The organism is Serratia sp. Ae19-1, assembly GCF_059801225.1.
This window is the reverse complement of sequence record NZ_JBCHWD010000004.1, coordinates 421067-439463: the sequence shown is the minus strand read 5'-3', so window position 1 is coordinate 439463 and position 18397 is coordinate 421067. Positions and strand designations below refer to the sequence as shown.

At 55.3% G+C, this 18397-nt stretch carries 21 protein-coding genes and 2 pseudogenes; 18 read left to right on the top strand and 5 right to left on the bottom strand.

Annotated elements, in window-relative coordinates:
• The first annotated feature begins 5 nt into the window (after window positions 1–5).
• The 9 genes and pseudogenes from AAIE04_RS14765 to AAIE04_RS14725 all read left to right on the top strand — a co-directional run bounded on the left by AAIE04_RS14765 (window position 6) and on the right by AAIE04_RS14725 (window position 4860).
• Window positions 6–329 carry a hypothetical protein gene (locus AAIE04_RS14765; protein ID WP_197668418.1) on the top strand — a complete coding sequence of 108 codons (324 nt, stop codon included), beginning with the start codon at window positions 6–8 and terminating at the stop codon, window positions 327–329.
• Window positions 330–462: 133 nt separating this feature from the next.
• Window positions 463–1062, top strand: a pseudogene (locus AAIE04_RS14760) (RHS repeat-associated core domain-containing protein); the annotation flags it as partial.
• Between the two features lie 395 nt (window positions 1063–1457).
• Window positions 1458–1934 carry a hypothetical protein gene (locus AAIE04_RS14755; protein WP_498577229.1) on the top strand — a complete coding sequence of 159 codons (477 nt, stop codon included), beginning with the start codon at window positions 1458–1460 and terminating at the stop codon, window positions 1932–1934.
• A gap of 63 nt (window positions 1935–1997) precedes the next feature.
• Window positions 1998–2114: pseudogene (locus AAIE04_RS14750) on the top strand (RHS repeat-associated core domain-containing protein); the annotation flags it as partial.
• 177 nt (window positions 2115–2291) lie between these two features.
• Window positions 2292–2471: a hypothetical protein gene (locus tag AAIE04_RS14745; RefSeq protein ID WP_498577228.1), complete on the top strand. Its 180-nt coding sequence runs from the start codon at window positions 2292–2294 to the stop codon at window positions 2469–2471.
• Window positions 2472–2483: 12 nt separating this feature from the next.
• A complete protein-coding gene (locus AAIE04_RS14740) occupies window positions 2484–2897 on the top strand; it encodes an NTF2 fold immunity protein (RefSeq protein ID WP_498577227.1) in 414 nt (137 codons plus the stop codon).
• Window positions 2898–3328: 431 nt separating this feature from the next.
• Window positions 3329–3799 carry an Imm26 family immunity protein gene (locus AAIE04_RS14735; RefSeq protein WP_498577226.1) on the top strand — a complete coding sequence of 157 codons (471 nt, stop codon included), beginning with the start codon at window positions 3329–3331 and terminating at the stop codon, window positions 3797–3799.
• A 188-nt stretch (window positions 3800–3987) separates the two neighbouring features.
• Window positions 3988–4446, top strand: a complete 459-nt coding sequence (locus AAIE04_RS14730; protein WP_498577225.1) for a hypothetical protein — start codon at window positions 3988–3990, stop codon at window positions 4444–4446.
• A gap of 12 nt (window positions 4447–4458) precedes the next feature.
• Entirely contained in the window at window positions 4459–4860 is a 402-nt protein-coding gene (locus tag AAIE04_RS14725) for a hypothetical protein (RefSeq protein WP_498577224.1), read from the top strand.
• Between the two features lie 383 nt (window positions 4861–5243).
• On the opposite strand, the gene AAIE04_RS14720 is transcribed toward AAIE04_RS14725, so the two are convergent.
• Both AAIE04_RS14720 and AAIE04_RS14715 read right to left on the bottom strand, forming a co-directional pair.
• On the bottom strand, window positions 5244–6140 hold the full coding sequence (locus AAIE04_RS14720) for a PhzF family phenazine biosynthesis protein (protein ID WP_498577223.1): 897 nt from the start codon (window positions 6138–6140) through the stop codon (window positions 5244–5246).
• A gap of 54 nt (window positions 6141–6194) precedes the next feature.
• A complete protein-coding gene (locus tag AAIE04_RS14715) occupies window positions 6195–7112 on the bottom strand; it encodes a DMT family transporter (RefSeq protein ID WP_063919433.1) in 918 nt (305 codons plus the stop codon).
• Between the two features lie 179 nt (window positions 7113–7291).
• On the opposite strand from AAIE04_RS14715, the gene AAIE04_RS14710 reads away from it, so the two are divergent.
• The 4 genes from AAIE04_RS14710 to AAIE04_RS14695 all read left to right on the top strand — a co-directional run bounded on the left by AAIE04_RS14710 (window position 7292) and on the right by AAIE04_RS14695 (window position 9877).
• Window positions 7292–8161: a helix-turn-helix domain-containing protein gene (locus tag AAIE04_RS14710; protein ID WP_019456321.1), complete on the top strand. Its 870-nt coding sequence runs from the start codon at window positions 7292–7294 to the stop codon at window positions 8159–8161.
• 17 nt (window positions 8162–8178) lie between these two features.
• Window positions 8179–8613: a VOC family protein gene (locus AAIE04_RS14705; protein ID WP_498577222.1), complete on the top strand. Its 435-nt coding sequence runs from the start codon at window positions 8179–8181 to the stop codon at window positions 8611–8613.
• Between the two features lie 310 nt (window positions 8614–8923).
• Window positions 8924–9376, top strand: a complete 453-nt coding sequence (locus AAIE04_RS14700; protein ID WP_244889074.1) for a MoaF-related domain-containing protein — start codon at window positions 8924–8926, stop codon at window positions 9374–9376.
• A gap of 9 nt (window positions 9377–9385) precedes the next feature.
• On the top strand, window positions 9386–9877 hold the full coding sequence (locus tag AAIE04_RS14695; protein WP_019456318.1) for a nuclear transport factor 2 family protein: 492 nt from the start codon (window positions 9386–9388) through the stop codon (window positions 9875–9877).
• Window positions 9878–10048: 171 nt separating this feature from the next.
• On the opposite strand, the gene AAIE04_RS14690 is transcribed toward AAIE04_RS14695, so the two are convergent.
• A complete protein-coding gene (locus tag AAIE04_RS14690; protein ID WP_004940721.1) occupies window positions 10049–11248 on the bottom strand; it encodes a multidrug efflux MFS transporter in 1200 nt (399 codons plus the stop codon).
• A gap of 255 nt (window positions 11249–11503) precedes the next feature.
• On the opposite strand from AAIE04_RS14690, the gene AAIE04_RS14685 reads away from it, so the two are divergent.
• From AAIE04_RS14685 to AAIE04_RS14675, 3 genes are all read left to right on the top strand, one after another.
• Complete coding sequence (locus AAIE04_RS14685) at window positions 11504–12076, top strand: cysteine hydrolase family protein (RefSeq protein ID WP_498577221.1); 573 nt, start codon at window positions 11504–11506, stop codon at window positions 12074–12076.
• Window positions 12073–13089, top strand: coding sequence for an FUSC family protein (locus AAIE04_RS14680; RefSeq protein WP_498577220.1), 1017 nt, complete (start codon window positions 12073–12075; stop codon window positions 13087–13089). The genes AAIE04_RS14685 and AAIE04_RS14680 overlap by 4 nt, the downstream gene beginning before the upstream one ends.
• Window positions 13090–13181: 92 nt before the next feature.
• Window positions 13182–13631 (top strand): MarR family winged helix-turn-helix transcriptional regulator, encoded by a 450-nt coding sequence (locus tag AAIE04_RS14675; RefSeq protein WP_019456317.1) that lies wholly within the window; start codon window positions 13182–13184, stop codon window positions 13629–13631.
• 25 nt (window positions 13632–13656) lie between these two features.
• Here the strand turns inward: AAIE04_RS14675 and AAIE04_RS14670 are convergent, their stop codons facing one another.
• Window positions 13657–13938 carry a YjcB family protein gene (locus AAIE04_RS14670; RefSeq protein ID WP_019456316.1) on the bottom strand — a complete coding sequence of 94 codons (282 nt, stop codon included), beginning with the start codon at window positions 13936–13938 and terminating at the stop codon, window positions 13657–13659.
• Window positions 13939–14233: 295 nt separating this feature from the next.
• Here AAIE04_RS14670 and mrdA point away from each other — a divergent pair, with 295 nt between their 5' ends.
• The gene (gene mrdA / locus AAIE04_RS14665) at window positions 14234–16159 is read left to right on the top strand and encodes a penicillin-binding protein 2 (protein WP_211129396.1); all 1926 of its coding nucleotides are present in this window, start codon (window positions 14234–14236) and stop codon (window positions 16157–16159) included.
• A 107-nt stretch (window positions 16160–16266) separates the two neighbouring features.
• Window positions 16267–17985, top strand: coding sequence for a penicillin-binding transpeptidase domain-containing protein (locus tag AAIE04_RS14660; protein ID WP_025159737.1), 1719 nt, complete (start codon window positions 16267–16269; stop codon window positions 17983–17985).
• An 8-nt stretch (window positions 17986–17993) separates the two neighbouring features.
• On the opposite strand, the gene AAIE04_RS14655 is transcribed toward AAIE04_RS14660, so the two are convergent.
• Window positions 17994–18389: an SRPBCC family protein gene (locus tag AAIE04_RS14655; protein ID WP_498577219.1), complete on the bottom strand. Its 396-nt coding sequence runs from the start codon at window positions 18387–18389 to the stop codon at window positions 17994–17996.
• Window positions 18390–18397 lie beyond the last annotated feature (8 nt).

Here is an 18397-nt window from a genome sequence, read left to right as displayed (position 1 = left end):
TGGGAATGAGATTTTTTATCGGTGATGACGGTTATCCATCTATAGAAGCTGATGGTGATTTTAGGATACTGATTGACTTTTTAAAGGATGATATCCAAAGAAGTGTCTATGGCGTCAATGAGTTTATTGAGGCTTGTAAACTTGTAAGCTCTGGAACTCTGCCATTTTGGGAGGGGACGGGGAACTCTCATACTATAACTATTAAACCTAATGGTGTGGAGATTTTTAATGAGTACACCGAGGAGTCTATGATTGTCTCGAGCATAGATGAGTTTGAGGGATATCTTGAGAAATGGAAGCGTCTAATTTCAAATGAAAATGGCTTGTGAGAAGGAGAGGGATAAACAATATAATTTAATGCTAAAAAATTAGGTTCAGCGAGGCGTTCTTTAAAAATAAGAATGAATTGGTTTAATAAGCCTGCAAAACGACATCCTCGCACACCTGCCGTTGGTGCCGATCGCCGACAACCGGCAGGTGCAGGCGCACGGCCGCGGCCCGCAGGGCGAGCAATACCATTACGACGCGCTGGGCCGCCGCAGCCGCAAAACGGTGCGCTACAGGGGCAAAACCGAACAGACGACCCGTTTCCTGTGGCAGGGCTACCGGTTGCTGCAGGAGCAGCGCGACGACGGCAGCCGCCGCAGCTGGAGCTACGATCCGGCCAGCCCGTGGAGCCCGCTGGCGGCGCTGGAGCAGGCGGGCGACAGCCGCTCGGCGGATATTTACTGGTATCACACCGATCTGAACAGCGCGCCGCTGGAAGTGACCGACGCAGCGGGCAACCTGTGCTGGTCTGGGCAATATGACACCCTCGGCAAGCTGCAGGGCCAGACGGTAGCCGGCGCGGCGAAGCGGCAGGGCGCGCAGTATCAGCAGCCACTGCGCTACGCCGGGCAATATCAGGACGACGAAAGCGGCCTGCACTACAACCTGTTCCGCTACTACGAACCCGAAGTGGGGCGTTTCACCACGCAGGATCCGATAGGGTTGCGTGGAGGGTTGAACCTGTATCAGTATGCGCCGAACCCGCTGATGTGGGTGGATCCGTTTGGGTTGAGTATTGAATGGGTTAATCCTTCGTCGTTAAATTATTCTCAAGCATATATATCTGATAACGTAACTGGATATATACATGATATGTCTAATAACAATTGGGATTGGAATCGAAGTGGACCATTGAATGTTGCCGAAGTGGATGGACAATTAGTATCTCTAGACAACCGCAGATTATATGCAGCACAAATGGCTAATGTAGAATCTGTACCGATTAAGAGAGTTAATTTATCTGAGCCGTTACCACCACCAGCAACTGGAGGTACGTATGGGAGTAATCTCAATAAAAAACTGAACTCTAAACCTAAGAATTCTGATGTTCCTAGAGTCCAGTTGCCAGCAACAGGAACACCTAAAAAGCCAACAATTGTTAGCAAGAACAAAAAAACGGGGAGTTGCAAATGATAGCTAAAGAAATGCAGAGTAAGTGGGAAGACAATCAACTGATCGGATTAGATGTAATCATTAATGATGTAGGTGTCGTAAGAGAAATAGACATTGAATTCGAGATGAATTATAAATTTAAAGACACCTTTAATAAGGAGTATAAAATTTCATTAGGTAATGAGACAACATTGAATGCATTGATTGAACAGTATGACGAGGTGTGGTCAGAGATTCAAGTGAATAACAAGGTGCAACTTCCTGACGGTGATTTCTTGTTATGTGGTGAGGGTGAAATGGGCAATGAAGGGTTTATTGCACGTACAGATGGAATTAATAGATTAAAATGGTTTATGTACTCAACAACCTCTAACCCTTTTGTTAACGTTATAGATACTGGCAAATGTGTATATTTTCAATCTACGCTGGGTTTCTATCTCTGCCTTGATATAACCAATAATAACATATCTATAAAAAATGAAAAAAGTTGGTGAGACTTTAAACGAAAGTGCTTGGCGTGGATGAAAGTTTATTTCTATGAAGTGATGAGCTAAATCGGCAAGCTTCAGAGCCAGACGGTGGCCGGCGCGGCGAAGCGGCAGGGCGCGCAGTATCAGCAGCCACTGCGCTACGCCGGGCAATATCAGGACGACGAAAGCGGTCTGCACTACAATACTCTCAGCCAAGGCAACTGTAACACCAGCAGATCTCAAAACAGGCACTGCAGTTAATACGAGTGCTCGTGATGCTGCGAGGGCTATGGGATATCAGACAGATGATGCGGGGCATATATTAGCAAAAGTGCTGGGGGCCAAGGTGGAAAGGGCAATGTATTCCCGCAGTTACCAGGAGTGAATCGTGGGCAGTATAGGACATTTGAGGACTCGGTTCGTAAATTTATAAATAAGCAAGGTGCGGTCGATATTGAATGGACTTTCAAATATGCTAATGATGGTGCAAGACCAACATCGATACAGTACGATGTATTCCAAAACGGTCAAAAAGTACTTGGCCGAATATTTACGAGCTGATAGGGGTGAGTTATGGAAACGGTAGAAGTAGCAAGAAATGTTTTAACTAATTTCATAATGAAGATGAATGAGTGGGAAATGAGATGCTATCCACTGCTTTCTGCAGATGACTCGGAAAATATTAAGGTTGTGTTGAAAGATGAACTTGATGAGATATTCAATAAGTTCTGTGCGGTGAAGGAAAGGAAGCAAGGTCGTCAAACATCCCTATCTTGTAGTGAACCACCAGAATATTCTCCTAGCGAAGAGGTGCTAATCTCTGAAATAAACAAAAACAAGGCGGTTTTTGTCACTCAACAACATACGGGATTTAAAAATAAATATCGATATACCCTGCATCTAAAAAATGATGAATGGCGTATTGATAAAAAAGAGTGGCTTGATGACGATAATGGTATTGAAAAATGGAAACAGTGCTACCTTTGATTTTTAATAACGACTCTTTTTTGAAGAGGTAGTTTGGCGTAGCAAGAGTGATGATCCTAGCCGTGAAGGGGGGCAACCTGTGCTGGTCCGGTTAGCGCGACGCCTTTAGGTTGATAGAACACCACGAAACAGGACTACTTGATGCCACCATACCATCGAGTCGGTACCTGTAACCTATTAGCTGTTAAACCAATAACGGCGTGGGCGGTAGCGTGCTAAAACTACGAAGCCGTGAAGTATGGTCAAGCCCGTGGTTATGAGCAGTATTATATAGAGAAATATAAAACCCGCACTGGCGTTATAGGTGAGGAAATATCTTCGACCAATAGAGGAAATAAATACAATTCATTCGATCATGGCCGTACAGATCCTCGCGCAGCAGCATTTAAAGATGCTTATGGAAATAAGAAAAGGTTAGGGGGTAAATGTTGATGAATAAACTCGAATTTTGGGGTTGGGAAAAGAAACCAAGGACAATGCTCAGATTTATTAAACCGGGCGATGTATTCTGCTTTAAGCTAACGGATGAAAAGTATGGTTTTGGGCGGATTATATCTAAGGTTAGCATTGGTCACTCGGCAGAAATATTTGATACGTTCTCGAAAGAGCCGAAGGTGCCAGATGATCTGTTCTCTAATCCACAAATTGGGTCACACCCAATAATTTTGGATGCATATAGTCTGTTTGATAAGAAAATCTCTGGTGAGTGGAGAATTATAGGGCATCAGGAAGGGCAGGCTAAAAAATTCGAAAACACCTATTTTGTATATGGTGCTTTAGGGAATAGAAAGAAAATAGATATGTATGGGAATAGTGAAAATGTTTCTGATAAAGATTCAGAACGTTATCCACCATATATGCCTAGTAATGACATGCATGTGCGAAAATTGCTAGCCATTTAATTTTCAAATGATTCTGCACTAATAGGTTGTTCAATTGAGAGCCATCTAAGTATAATGGTGGCTCGAATGGGTCGATAAAATCTTTGGGGTGATATTTATAAGGGGAAATATCCAAGCGAGCAGGCTTGGTAATTTTGAAATATCCATCCGTACACATTGATAAATCATTTAATATTACGGTGTCTAACATGATTGATTTTAACGCTAGGATTGTGTCGGGTGTTTCCATGGGGAATGTCGCTCTAAATGAAAATATTTCATTATATATTAATGAGATGCACTCCAGATTTAGCGTTAAGATTAAAAGCCGCTTCCTACCTGACGGGAGTGAGCGAAATTCATATACAGTCGATAATGCCTTGACCGTCGTAACAGATAAGGACGGTGTCATTTTGTCACTTGGATGTAATGCTCATTATCAAGGGGGCTACAATGGAATCATATTCCCCGGAATGAAAGTGATAGATATAATCAAGCTGACGATGTCGCAGAAAATATACAATGGCTCCATCATTATTAATGATGACTTTGGTGTTTCGTTTATGCTCCCACCTCCATATGATGAGATTGCCGATGCGATAAATCATATTCCTGGTGGGCTGATAATAAACGAAATTTTCGTATCTGATTTTTCATTCTGGCGTTAGTTTATGGAGTATATGAGTGAGTTTAGTGAGCATATAGTTAAATTTGGGGTGCGTGATGTAGTTGTCACTGGCTACATAGATTCGGATGCACCACCGGTTTTTCACCCGATGTATGACAGAGTTTACTTTATATCAGATGAGACTATATTTGAATTTTACATTGATGATGATGGGGTTGTTAATTCACATTTAGTTGAAAACATCGCTCCGTGGTTTGAGGTGGATGAGGATGATCAATTTTCTATGATGTCAATTTATTCCCAATTATTTAAAACTGAGCAGGAGGTTAGGATAGTTGGAGTAAATTATAGTGACACTCCGTTCTCAGGGGTTTTCTTAGAATATAAGGAGGGTGACGAAGAGCGGTTGTTGACTTTAGAGCCAAATAATTTTTTCGGCTTTCTTATTTCATAGATCAAAGGATTTCGAGATTGTTAAATAAAATGGTGATTAACTGTTGGATATAATTCATTCCATTTGCCGTGGGAGGAGGAAGGAACTGTGAAATCCAATAAAATCATTATAAATTAATATGTGAGCTCATATTATTTTCCAATTATTGATGAGGAAACCTCGACGTTCAGAGAACTTGAAGATGGAAGCAAGCTCATTGATGTGCCTGCTTACAAGTGTGATAGGGGGTTCTTTATTGCCAGGGATAGCATCTATTGCGAAAGGATAATTGTCTCTCAGCAGTTTGTTGACCTATGTAATGAAGAGCAGCTAAACATAGGCTTTGAGAGTTGCTAATTGACGTTCCCAAAAGATGCTCACCATCCTCTTTTTCCTCCCCAAAATTAAATACCCACCGTGCCATTAATCAGGGTGCGGCAGTGTCCGCCGATCCAGGGTTCGTCGTCAATAAAGCGCACGCTCACGCGGCCATCACGATTAAGTTGGGTGCCCTGGCGCACCTGGTAGCCCTGCGCGGTCCGGCCGCCGTCGGGGAAGCGGTTGGCCTGCAGCAAGCGCGCCAGGCAGGCGTTGGCGCTGCCGGTTACCGGATCTTCAATCAAAACGCCGCACTCCACCATAAACGCGCGCATTTCGTAATCGGCCGGCTCGGTTGCGGAGCTGGCGCCATAAACCACCACGCCATCCACATCGCAAGTCGTTTGCAGCCGTTTAATCGTGGCCTGATCCGGCGCCACCGCCAGGCAGGACTGTGCGTCCGGCAGGCGCACCATCAGCCAGCGAATGCCCATCTCGGCAATCACCGGCGGGGTGCCTGCTGCAATCACTGCAGGCCGTAAAGCGGCCGTCAGCCGTTCGGTTTCTTCGGCCGCCATTGGGCGGAACTCTACTTCGGGCGCGGCGAACGCCAATGTGCCTTCCGGCAGGATATTGACCGCCACCAGGCCGACGCCGCATTCCTGCATCACCGTTCCAGGGCGTTTAGGCGTCAATCCGGCTTCCAGCAGGGCGTGGGCGGTGCCCAGCGTCGGGTGGCCGGCGAAGGGCAGCTCTTTTTCGGTGGTGAAAATGCGCACCTTATAATCCGCTGCCGGGTGCGTCGGTTTAAGCACAAAGGTGGTTTCCGAAAGGTTGGTCCAGCGGGCCAGTGCCAGCATCTGTGCGCTGCTCAGCCCCTCGGCCTCCAGCACGACCGCCACGGGGTTGCCCTGCAGCGGCGTGCGGGTAAAAACGTCCACCTGTTGGTAGGCGCGGGGTGTCACATCATCACTTCTGAGCATTTGCCATCATCCGTTATCAACAAAACCTGATGATAACGATATTCGCCAATGGCTTCAAAGGGTTGAGTTTTGCTTTGAGATACCCGCCCGTCGCCATTTCAGCCCCGGTTTGGCGAACATCACCAGGTTACCCAACAGGATCAGGCACAGGCCCAGCACGGCGTTGAAATGCCACTGGTAGCCTTCGTAAATCGTTGAGATGGTCAGCGCCACCAGTGGGAACAGCAGGGTGCTGTAGGCCGCCGCGCCGGCGCCGATGCGGCCGAGCAGGCTGAAGTAAGCGGCGAAGGCGATCACCGATCCGAAGATCGCCAGATACAGCAGGGAGCCGATGTAGCGGCTGCTGTATTCCATCTGGAACGATGCGCCCTGCGCCAGGGCGATCAATGCCATCAGCATCGCGCCGTAGGTCATGGCGTAGGTGTTGGTGGAAAAGATATCCAGCCCACGGCGCTGATGGCGCGTGCTGATCATGTTGCCCAGTGAGAAGCCGTAGGTGCCGAGCGCGCTCAGGCCGATGCCTTTAAGCAGCTCCGGCGCCATGCGGGTGGCGGCCAGATCTTGCCAGAACAGCGCCACGATGCCGGTCAAACCCAGCAGCGCCGCTGGCAGCAGGTTGGGGCTGGGACGCTGGCGGAAAAACAGCAGGCTGTTGAGGGCGTTGAACAGTACCGCCATCGAGAAGATCACCGATTCCAGCCCGCTGCTGATATAAGCCGCTGCGTGGTAAAAGCAGAAGAAGTTGAAGCCGAACACGCAGCAGCCCTGCAGCACGCAGAACAGATGATCGCGCGGGGCGATGCGGCGCAGGCGGCGTGTTAACAACAGCACGGCGAACATCACCGCAGCGGAAATGGCGAAGCGATAAGCGATCGACACGGGAATGGCCACCGGGCCTTCCTGTTGCAGGGTAATCGCTATCCAGGTGGTGCCCCAAATCAGCACCACGGCGAGGTACAACAGCGCATTCATGTTCTTTACTCCGAAAAAACCGATAGCGCAGTATCCGCTTTGGCGCGCGGCGGCGCTTGCAGCGCTTTGCGCCCAGTTGCATATTCTTGCGCTTTTTTTTGGTAAAAGCGCGGGGCGGCGGCTGGCATGCCGAGGCGCCACTCTTTACACTGTCGGCATGTCGAACTACGGGGCCGGCGATGTCCAACTATCAGGCGTTTGAAACACTGCGCGAACACAAGGCGCGGTTGCACGGCAGCGTGCTGCTGGGTACCGGCGTGGAGCTGGCCGCCTGGTCCAACTGCAACGATCGCGTCACGCAGGAAAGCGCCGACCACCATACCCTGAGTCTGTACGTCGCCGACGGCTACGAGTGCTACCAGCAGGTGCCGGGCGGCTGGCGCAACGGCGGCGGGCCGGATCGCTTCTGCATCATGCCGCGCCAGTACGCTTCCACCTGGGATGTGCGCAGCGATCTGTCATTCGTGCATCTGTACTGCACCGATGACCATCTGCGGCAGTTGGCGGAGCAGACCTGGGATCGCAGCCCGGCGGCGATCAACGTGGAGCAGCGCAGCTTCGGCGAAGATCCGCAGATCACGCTGCTGTATCGCCAGTTTTTGCTCAACTGCGACTGGCGCGACAGCGCCAATTTGCTGGCGCTCAGCAGCGCGTCGAACCTGCTGATGTCGCATCTGATCCAGCGCTACAGCCAGCTGCAGTGGAAGCTGCCGCCGGCGCGCGGCGGCCTGGCACCCGCAGTGGCCAAGCGGGTGCGGGAATATATCGCAAGCCACCTCGATCGGCCTTTGTTGCTGGCCGATCTGGCGGCGCAGGCCGGGTTGAGCGAATACCATTTTGCCCGCATGTTCAAACATTCAACCGGCCTGGCGCCACATCAGTTCGTGATGCGCGCGCGGCTGCAACGGGCGGAACAGCTGTTGCGCCACAGCCAACAGCCGATCACCGAGATCGCGCTGGCGTGCGGCTTCAGCTCCGCCAGCCATTTCAGCAACCGCTTCAAGGCGGCCTATGGATTTGCTCCGCTGCAGGTGCGGCAGGGGCGCTAACCGGAAGGGAGAGCAGCATGGATCAACAATTTGCCGGGCTGGGCGTGTTGTTTGTCGCCGGATTCGGGCCGATCGCGCGTGAGAGCGGCGAGAGCAAGGCGTTTTATGTCGAGGCGCTGGGGCTGCCGCTCAAACCGATGCCGGGCAACGAAACCTATCTGCTGTCGGAGCCGGGCGCGCTGGGCGGCGTGAAGCATTTTGCCCTGTGGCCGCTGGCGCAGGCGGCGCAGTCCTGTTTTGGCGACGATCGCTGGCCGGCGGATCTCACGGTGCCGCAGGCGTGGATCGAGTTTGACGTGGCCGACATGGCGGCCGCCACCCAGGGGCTGATCGACCGAGGTTATCGGCTGCTGGTCGCCAATCGCGAAGAGCCGTGGGGCCAGAGCGTTACCCGTTTGCTCAGCCCGGAAGGGTTGCTGGTTGGCGTTACCTATACGCCCTGGCTGCGTTAAACGCCACGCCGTTCGCCGCCATTTTCCGGCGGTGGGCGGCTTAAGAACAAATACGCATTAGCTTAAAGCGATCTGCGCTATAGACCCATCAAATCCCCGAGTGGTTTCCCTTCCTGAAAGCAGTAATTCCGTTCATTGCGTAAAAACCAATGGCCAGAATGCGCTATTGCCATGCCATTTTACGGCGATTTTTTGCCCGCTTTTTTCGCCGCCAGGTGCCTGATGGGAATAGAGATTATTCTTATATTTCCGCCAACCGTTAAGAAATAATAATGATTCTCGTTTTCAACCATGGAAAGGAGAAGGAACGATGAAAACAGTGAAGCGAACGGGCATCGCGTTGGCGATAGCCCTGACTTTCCCCCTGGCATTGCCTGCCGCTGCGGCGGCGCAAACCTCCCTGACTAACAGTAAGGCGGCGACGATGACGGAAAAACACGGGCAGTTTATTGCGGTCGGTAAAGTGGTGCAGGTGACCTTCGGCGATTTTGCCTTCAAGCTGGATTTTACCGATGACAAGACCATGACCTTCACCGGTATCGGCGAAGCGTCGCAGGGCATCACCGATACCGTGCAGTACACCGCGGTGGAGATTCGGCCGAAGGTCTATATGGTCTATTGGCATGAACCGCAGTCCGGCGACAACGTGACGCATGTCGAGGACTTTGAGCGTGGCGAGGTGTACACCAACATCGCCGCCAAGGACGGCAGCTTCACCCATCTGAAAGGGCAGCTGAAAATCGTAGGTCACTCAGGAAAATAAGGAGCAGTTATGAAAAAGGCATTGATCACCTGTGCGATCGTCGGCGGTTTGCTGGCGAGTTACCCGGCGCTGTCAACGGATCAGGCGGCGTCTTACAAGTCGGCCGGCAAGGGCGGTTATCATCATGCTCAGCAAAAGCTGAAGGTGGTGGAAGACCTGTACGCGGGCTTCTTCAACCGTCACGACATCAGCGTGGCGCAAAAGCTGATTGTGGAGAACTACAAGCAGCATAACCCGTTTGTCGGCGACGGCATCAAGCCGTTCCTGGATTTCTTCAGCCAGACCTTTAAAGACAATCCGCAGTACAGCGCCAAAATCTACCGCAGCGCGGTCAATGGCGATCTGGTCTATGTTCACGTCAAATACCAAAATAACCCGCAGGATCGCGGCACCGCCAGCGTGGATATTTATCGGGTGAACGATCAGGGTAAAATCACCGAGCATTGGGACGTCAATCAGGATGTGCCGGAAAAATCGGCCAACGACAATACCATGTTCTGATCCGCAAGGGCCGCTGCGGCGGCCCTCTACATGCCCGTAACACTTTATTTACTTACATAAATAGGAAATGACCGCCGCGTCGAGTAGGCTACGGCCGCCTTTGGCAGTGGTGGCACGGTTGATGGGCGTCATTGTCCCACCACTGCTTGAGGCGTTTCCCCGCATTCCCCGTTATCCCGCGCGTTGATTCTCCACTTTTTTGAACTGATGCCGCAGCTGCAGCGCATTGCAAAGCACCAATACCGCCGTGACGGCGAACACCCAACGGAACCCCATCATCGCCGAAATGCCCGATCCCAGCAGCGGGCCGACCACGTTGCCCAGGTACATAAAGGATTGGTTATAGCCGAAGATGCGCCCGGTCACCTGATCGGAGGAATACTTCAGCAGCAGCGCCTGCACCGCCGGCATCAGCGCGCCGTCGGCGAACCCCAGCAGGAAGCGCAGAATGCCCAGCTGCAGCGGGGTATTCACCCAGGCCATCACGGCGAACAGGCCGGTGGTGAACAGCAACGCGGCGATCAGGATGCGCGCGGTGCCGATGCGATCGCCGAGCCGCCCGAGGCGTGGCGCCGAGATCAGCGCCGCAATGCCGGGCACGGCGGCGATCATGCCGCTGACAAAGGCGATATTGCTGACGTCGCCCGACAGCTCGCGGATGAACAGCGTCAGGATCGGGCTGATGGACGAGTTAGCCAGCTGGATCATCAGGGTACAAACGAACAGCGTGACGATCAGCGTCGGATAAGGCAGTGAACGGAATACCGCCTTGCCGCTCAGCTGATCCGCTTTTTTCACCGTGATGCGCCGTTCCTTAATCAGGAACAGCGTCACCAGGAAGCTGACGAACATCAGCCCGGCGGTGACGAAAAACACCACCCGCAGCCCCAGATGATCGGCCATCAGCCCGCCCAGCAGCGGCCCGGCGATCACGCCGGAGATCTGCCCGGTAGAGAGCGTGCCCAGCGCCCAACCGCTTTTATCGCGCGGCGCCTGCGAGGCGACCAGCGCCATGGCGTTGGGAATATAGCCGGACGTCAGCCCCATCAGGGCGCGCAGCGCGAACAGCTGCCAGACGTTGGTGGCCAGCCCCTGCAGCGCGATGACGATCGCCATGCCCAACGAGGCGCGCAGCAGCATCAGTTTGCGGCCTTTGCGGTCGGCGAGGCTGCCCCACAGCGGCGACACCACCGCCGAGACCAAAAAGGTGCCGCTGAACACCAGTCCGGACCACAGGCTGAGGGATTGATGATCGCTGACGCCGAGCTGTTCGACGTACAGCGGCAGAAAAGGGAGGATTTGGCTCATCGCCAGCCCGGTGAAGAAACACCCGAGCCAGACCGAGATCAGATTGACTTTCCACGCTTCCATCGACTTGTCGTACCACTTTGAATTTGGAGGGATTTGTTAAGCAAGATAATAATAACACCGCGAACTGGCCGGCGCGGGGGAAATGCGTGAGAAAACGTAAAGCTCGTCGGCGGCGTTGTTACATTTCGCTATGAATTAATAGCTATATTATCATAGGTATTTATTTTAAGCTACTCCACCAAGCCGCTCAACAATCCGGCGGCGCCACACTCTCTCTACCCATTTCGCCGTGTCGGCGGCAAGGAGACGCTTTCTATGAATACCGCACTGATCGCTCTGGACTACATCGTGGATATCTCCCACCCGGAAGGAAAAATTGCGCGCTCGGCGCAGCAGGTCATTGAGCGCGATGCTATCGCGCGGGCAAATAGCGCATTGTCTCTCGCGCAGCGCAAGGATTGGCTGCGCATATTGGTTAAAGTCGGTTTCTCGGCCGGCTATGTCGATCAACCCAAATACTCGCGGATGTTTGGGCTGGCGCATCAATTTGGCGCTATCGCACTGGGCCAGCCGGGCACGGATTTTCATCCTGATTTAGCGTCTGATTTGGGGGAGTTAACCATCGTAAAACCGCGCGTCAGCGCGTTTTATGGCACCAATCTGGATGCGACGCTGCGCGCCCGCCGTATTGAACGGTTGGTGATCTGTGGGGTCAGCAGCACCTGGGCGGTACAGGCGACGGCGCGCGACGCGCACGATCGCGATTATCAGGTGCTGATACTGGAAGAGGCTTGCGCGGCGGCCACGGCGGAAGAGCACCGAATCTCGATGGAAACGCTTGCCACTATTGCCGATATCGTCACGCTGGAACAGCTGAGCGCATTGTGAAGCCGCTGCGTGAAGAAATTGCCTGGCGTCAGCTGCGACGGGGAGCATGGGTGTTGGCGCCGTTGCTGGTCCTGAGCCTGGCGACAGGCAATGCCAACTGGCTGAAGGCTTCGGTGGTCACCATATCGCTGTTTGTTGTTTGCGAGCGCCTTGAACTGGCGCCGCTCGGCGTGGCGCTACATGCGGCGGCATTGCTGCTGCTCTTTATGGCACTGCTGTGCGCCATGCACACGCCGGTAATCTTCATTTTGGCGTGCGTGTTGGCAGCGGCGGCGGCGGTTGGGATCTCCGCGTTCGGCGGCAAGCTGCGATCCTTGGGGAATTTTATTTTTATTCCGGCTCTTTATCTGGCGTGTGAAACCGCTGAAGGTGGCGCCGGCGCGCCATTAGCCCAATGCGGCTGGGCGCTACTCCCTTTTCTGGGGGCAGCCGTCTTGCCGGTGCTGATGCTTGCACTGGCAGAGCATCGGCGGCTAACGTGGCTCTCGACGAGTGACCGCCTGCATCATTATCTCCAGCTGCGTCGCAGCGATGAGCTTGGCGCTCGCGTGCCCTGCGGCGAGGCTTTGCTTGCCGTAAGTTGTGCCGTTGCACTGTCGGCGGCGATCGTTGAGTGGCAACACATCGATTACGGGCAATGGGTGATCTGGTCGGCCGTCAGCGTGATCAGCGGCGATATGGCCGGTACACGCAACAAACTCCGCCAGCGTGCGTCAGGCGCATTGCTGGGAGTGCCCATCGGTATTTTGCTGGGCAGCCTCATGCCGCATGGCAATGTGGGTTATGAACTGCTGAGCGTGGTGACGATGCTCACCTTGGTGTCTTTTCATCGTTATACCCTGGGGTTTGGCGCCCGTTGCGCTTGCATCGCCTGCGCGTTGGTGATTGCCGGAAAAGCGCCGTCGATCGCCGCAGAAAGGGTGGTCAATGTGTTGCTGGGCGGTGGCGTCGGTCTGCTGTTCGCTTTGGTGGTGCACGCGGTGTTGCCGCTCAACGCCGGCACCCGCCAATAGCGAGCTGGCATATTTCGGCCGCCAATTTCGGTTGACCGTACCCGGTCTCGGTGTGAAAGTACGGACAAATCTATCGTTATCTATTGATGCCAATGAAAAAAGATCATCCTGAAGACGTGACGCTGCTGCGCACGCAGTTAATGTCGCTGGTGCGCCGTTTGCGGCGCGAATCGCGCAGCGACGAAAAATCCTGGGCCCAGCTGATGCTGCTGGGAGCTATCGATCGCCACGGCGGCGAGGCGACGCCGTCGCTGCTGGCGGAGTCGGAGCGTATGCGTTCCTCTAACCTGGCGGCCGCACTGCGGGAGCTGGAGGCCGACGGGCTGCTGGTGCGCACGCCGGATGCCGAAGACAAACGCCGGGTGCGGGTGCGCTTGACCCCTGCCGGGCTGGGCCTGCTGCAGCAAAGCCGCACCCGGCGCGAGGCGTGGTTGCTGGCGGCGATGGAAAGCTGTTTAACGGAGCAAGAACAGGCGCAGCTGATCGAAGCGGGGGCGTTGATGGCGCGGCTGGCGGCGGCGCCGCCAACGGACGCGGAATAATCGCCGGGCCGCCCGTGCGGCGAGGTTATGGCATCGGCCAATCGACCGGCATGGTGCTGACCACGTCTACGTAGCGATCCCAAGCCGACGACCAGAATTGGGTGAAGGCTTCCAGCGTGAGATGGATGCCCATCAGCCCCATCACGAACCAGCAGGCGGTAAACAGGCCCAGGCTGCTGAACATGAACGCCATGCCATTGCGGCTGGTTTTACGGCAAACGACGTTTAACTGGCTGGCGAAGAACATCATCACGGCGCTCAGCAACTCCCAGCGCATCATGATTAAACCGGTGGCAATGGTACTCATCGAACTCGATCCTATGTAACAAAAGCCGCATCCGGCAGGGCGCCGACAGGGAGATGCGGAGGGGAATAACGGGAATAATGTGATTTGGGTCACATTGTAGCATTGGGGTGAACGGCGGCTCAATGGGGAGCGCGGTGAAAAAATCGCCGCCGGTAACATTCCAATATGCTGAAACAGTTATGCCATTTCATTAGCAACCTTTTCATGGGGCGGCGCGCCCGATAACGCTATGCTTGCCGGCTTTTCAGTTCCCTGATTTTGCGGGGAAATGTGACGCAAAAGGTACCGGCACCGCATGGCCCTGTTAAAAGAAAAAATTCGCGACCACTCTGCGGAAGAGAGGCTGTTCATCCGCCGGGCGGCCGTGGCGCTGGCGCTGGTCGTCGTCTGTTTCGGCGCGCTGATCGTCAACCTCTACCGGCTGCAAATTCGCCAGCACGGCTTTTACCAGACGCGCTCCAATCAAAATGACATCAAGATGCTGCCGATCGCGCCCAGCCGCGGGCTGATCTTCGATCGCAACGGCATTCCGCTGGTGCGAAACGTGACACTGTATCGTATCGAAGTCACGCCCAGCAAAGTCGCCGACATGGCGGCGCTGCTGCGGGCGTTGACGCCGGTCGTCGATCTGACGCCGGAAGACATCAGTGCGTTTCGCGACGATATGCACCACAACAGCCGCTACAAACCGGTCACGCTGAAGGCGGGGCTGAACGACACCGAGGTGGCGCGCTTCGCTGTTAACCAATACCGTTTCGACGGGGTGACTATCGATACCTATCAGCAGCGTGAGTATCCTTATGGCGCCCAGCTGGCACACGTGCTGGGTTATGTGTCGAAGATCAACGACAGCGATCTCAAACGCCTGGACAAGGCCGGCCTGAGCGAGAACTACGCCGCCGACCGCAATATCGGCAAACAGGGCATCGAGGCCTATTACGAGTCCGAACTGCATGGCACCACCGGTTATCAGGAGGTGGAGGTGGATAACCACGGGCGCGTGATCCGCTTGCTGAAGGAGCAGCCGCCGCAGGCCGGCAAAAACATCTATCTGACGCTGGATCTGCCGCTGCAGCAGTACATCGAATCGGTGCTGAAGGGGCAACGCGCCGCCGTGGTGGTGGAAGACCCGCGCGACGGCGGTATCCTGGCGATGGTCTCCAGCCCCAGTTACGATCCCAACCCCTTCGTCAAAGGCATCGGCTATCAGGCCTATAAAGCGCTGCTGCACAACCCGGATCTGCCGCTGATCAACCGCGTCACCCAGGGGTTGTATCCGCCGGCTTCCACGGTGAAGCCCTACATGGCCGTTTCGGCGCTGTTCGCCGGGGTGATCACACCCACCACCACCTTTTTCGGCGCGCCGACCTGGACGCTGCCCGGCACCGAACGCCGCTACCGCGACTGGCTGAAAACCGGCCACGGCATGCTCAACGTGACCAAAGCGATCGAGGAGTCCGCCGACACCTTCTTTTATCAGGTGGCCTATGAGATGGGCATCGATCGCATTCACCACTGGCTGAGCCAGTTCGGTTACGGCCAGTCGACCGGTATTGATCTGAACGAAGAGTACCGCGGCGTGCTGCCGAGCCGCGACTGGAAGCTGAAGGTGCACAAAAAGGGCTGGTATCAGGGGGATACGGTCTCGGTGGGCATCGGCCAGGGGTATTGGGTGGCGACGCCGATTCAAATGGTGAAAGCGCTGACCACGCTGCTCAACAACGGCCAGGTGAAAACACCGCATCTGCTGTATTCGCTGCAGCAGGGCGGCCGCGTGACGCGCTACCAACCGCCGATGCAGGCGGCGCAGATTGGCGATCCCAACTCGCCTTACTGGGGTATCGTGCGCAACGGCATGTACGGCATGGCCAACCTGCCGAACGGCACCGGTTACAAGCTGTTCCATACCGCGCCTTACCAGATCGCCGCCAAATCCGGCACCTCGCAGGTGTTCAGCCTGAAGCAAAACCAGACCTACAACGCCAAAATGATCCCGGTGCGGCTGCGCGATCACATCTTCTATACGTTGTTCGCCCCGTATAAAAACCCGCGGGTGGCAATGGCGCTGATCCTGGAAAACGGCGGCGGCGACGGCGTGGTGGCGGGGCCGACCGCGCGCGCGATCCTCGACCACATTTTCGACCCGGCCAACGCGCCGCAGTCCGGCGACCCGGCGCAAAGTAAACCGCAGTTAAACGACAGTGCGGATGTGCAACGGTGATGCGGTTTGTTTTTACTTTCTTACAAACTGCAATCTCCTGACCATTTCCGGCAATGTAGACTGAAATAACACCATAAACCGAATAAAAACGCAGGGTTAACACAACAGTGGCGCCATCGACCAAAAAGAGCGGTAAAACCTATTCCACAGTTCGTTTCGGCTGGATTTGCGCCGGCATGCTGGTCTGTTTTTTTCTGTTGGCGTTCCGGGTCGGCTATCTGCAGCTGTTGGAACACCAGCAGTTGGCGGACCAGGCTGATCAGCGCTCGATCCGTACCCAGGTGGTGCCGACCAACCGCGCCATGATCACCGATCGCAACGATGAAGCGCTGGCGGTCAGCGTGTCGTCCAAAGACATCGTGCTGGATCCGAAACACATTCTCGATACCCAGACCGACACTAGCAACGAGCGCTGGCAGAGCATGGCCAACGTGCTGAAGATCCCGCTGGCGGACATCCAGCACCTGATCCAGAGCAACGCGCGCAAGCGTTTCGTTTACCTGGCGCGCAAGGTGGAGGACGATAACGCCGCCTACATCAGTAAACTGCACCTGACCGGCGTCAGCACCGAGCAGGATTTCAGCCGCTTTTATCCGATGGGCCAGGACGCCGCCGGGCTGATCGGCATCGTTGGCCAGGACAATCAGGGGCTGGAGGGCATCGAGCTGGGCTTCAACCCGCTGCTGCAGGGTAAAAACGGCCTGCGGGTCTACCAGAAGGACGGCAGCGGCGCGGTGATCGGCGTGCTTAAAAGCGTGGATCCGGTGCCGCCGCCGAATGTGACGCTCAGCATCGACAAATTTATCCAGTACGTGCTCTATGCGCAGATCCGCGACGGCGTGGTGGCTAACCAGGCCGACTCCGGCTGTGCGGTGCTGGTCAAGATCGACACCGGCGAGATCCTCGGCATGGCCAGCTACCCGTCGTTCAACCCGAACAACTATGGCAGCACCCCGGCGAAGGATATTCGCAACGTGTGCAGCAGCGACAGCTTCGAGCCTGGCTCGACGGTGAAACCGGTGGTGGTGATGGTGGGGCTGGAGCATAAGCTGATCCGGCCGGATACCGTGCTGGACACCACGCCGTATCGGGTGAACGGTCACCTGATCAAAGACGTCGGCCACTGGTCGAAGCTGACCATCACCGGCGTGCTGCAAAAATCGAGCGACATCGCGGTATCGCACATTGCGTTGGCGTTGCCCGCCACGGTGCTGCCGGCGGTCTACCGCAGCTTTGGCCTGGGGCGACCGACCGAGCTCGGCATCGGCAACGAGAGCAGCGGCTACCTGCCGCAGCATCGCGAACGCTGGGCGGATATCGAACGCGCCACCTTCTCCTTCGGCTATGGCCTGCGCGTGACGCCGCTGCAGATGGCGCGCGAGTATGCCGCTATCGGCGCCTTCGGCGTTTATCGGCCGCTGTCGATCACCAAGGTGACGCCGCCGGTGATGGGGCAACGTATTCTGCCGGCCGATACGGTGAAAACCGTGGTGCATATGATGGAGAGCGACGCCTTGCCGGGCGGCAGCGGGGTGAACGCCGCGGTGCCGGGTTATCGGTTGGCGATCAAAACCGGCACCGCCGAGAAAATGGGCCCGAGCGGCAAATACGACGGCGGGTATATCAACTATACCGCCGGCGTGGCGCCGGCCAGCGATCCGCAGGTGGCGCTGGTGGTGATGGTCAACAACCCGAAAGCCGGCAAACACTTCGGCGGTTCGGTGGCCGGGCCGGTGTTCGGCAAGATCATGGCCCAGGTGCTGGAGCACATGAATATCCTGCCGGACGCCCAGCCGCTCAACGTGGTGTCGTCGGTCAAGAGCTAACCCGCGGGTTAACGCGATTCCAGCAGGCGCTTCAACGCCTGCAGATCGGCGTTAACCAGCCTGGCGTCGTGGGCGAACTGCGCGTCGTCCATGCCCGGCTGGCGGAACAGGGTGAAGATCACCTCGGCGCCTTGCCGGTTGGCGAGCGCGCGCAGCGGCACGTAGACCACGCCGCCGTCCGGCAGCGTCACCCAATGATCCAGCACGCCGAAGGCGTTCGGCGCGCTGAAGCGAATGCGGATCCGCCCCTGCGGGGTATCCGCCATCCAGTCTTCACCTTCCTGCCGCAAACTGTTGGCTAACCCTTTGGCCCACAATGGGAAGTTTTCCGGCCGGCTGAGAAAGGCGTATACCTCGTCACAGGGGCGGTTGATGGCGACATGCAGCGTCTGCGCGCTCAGCATCGTGATTT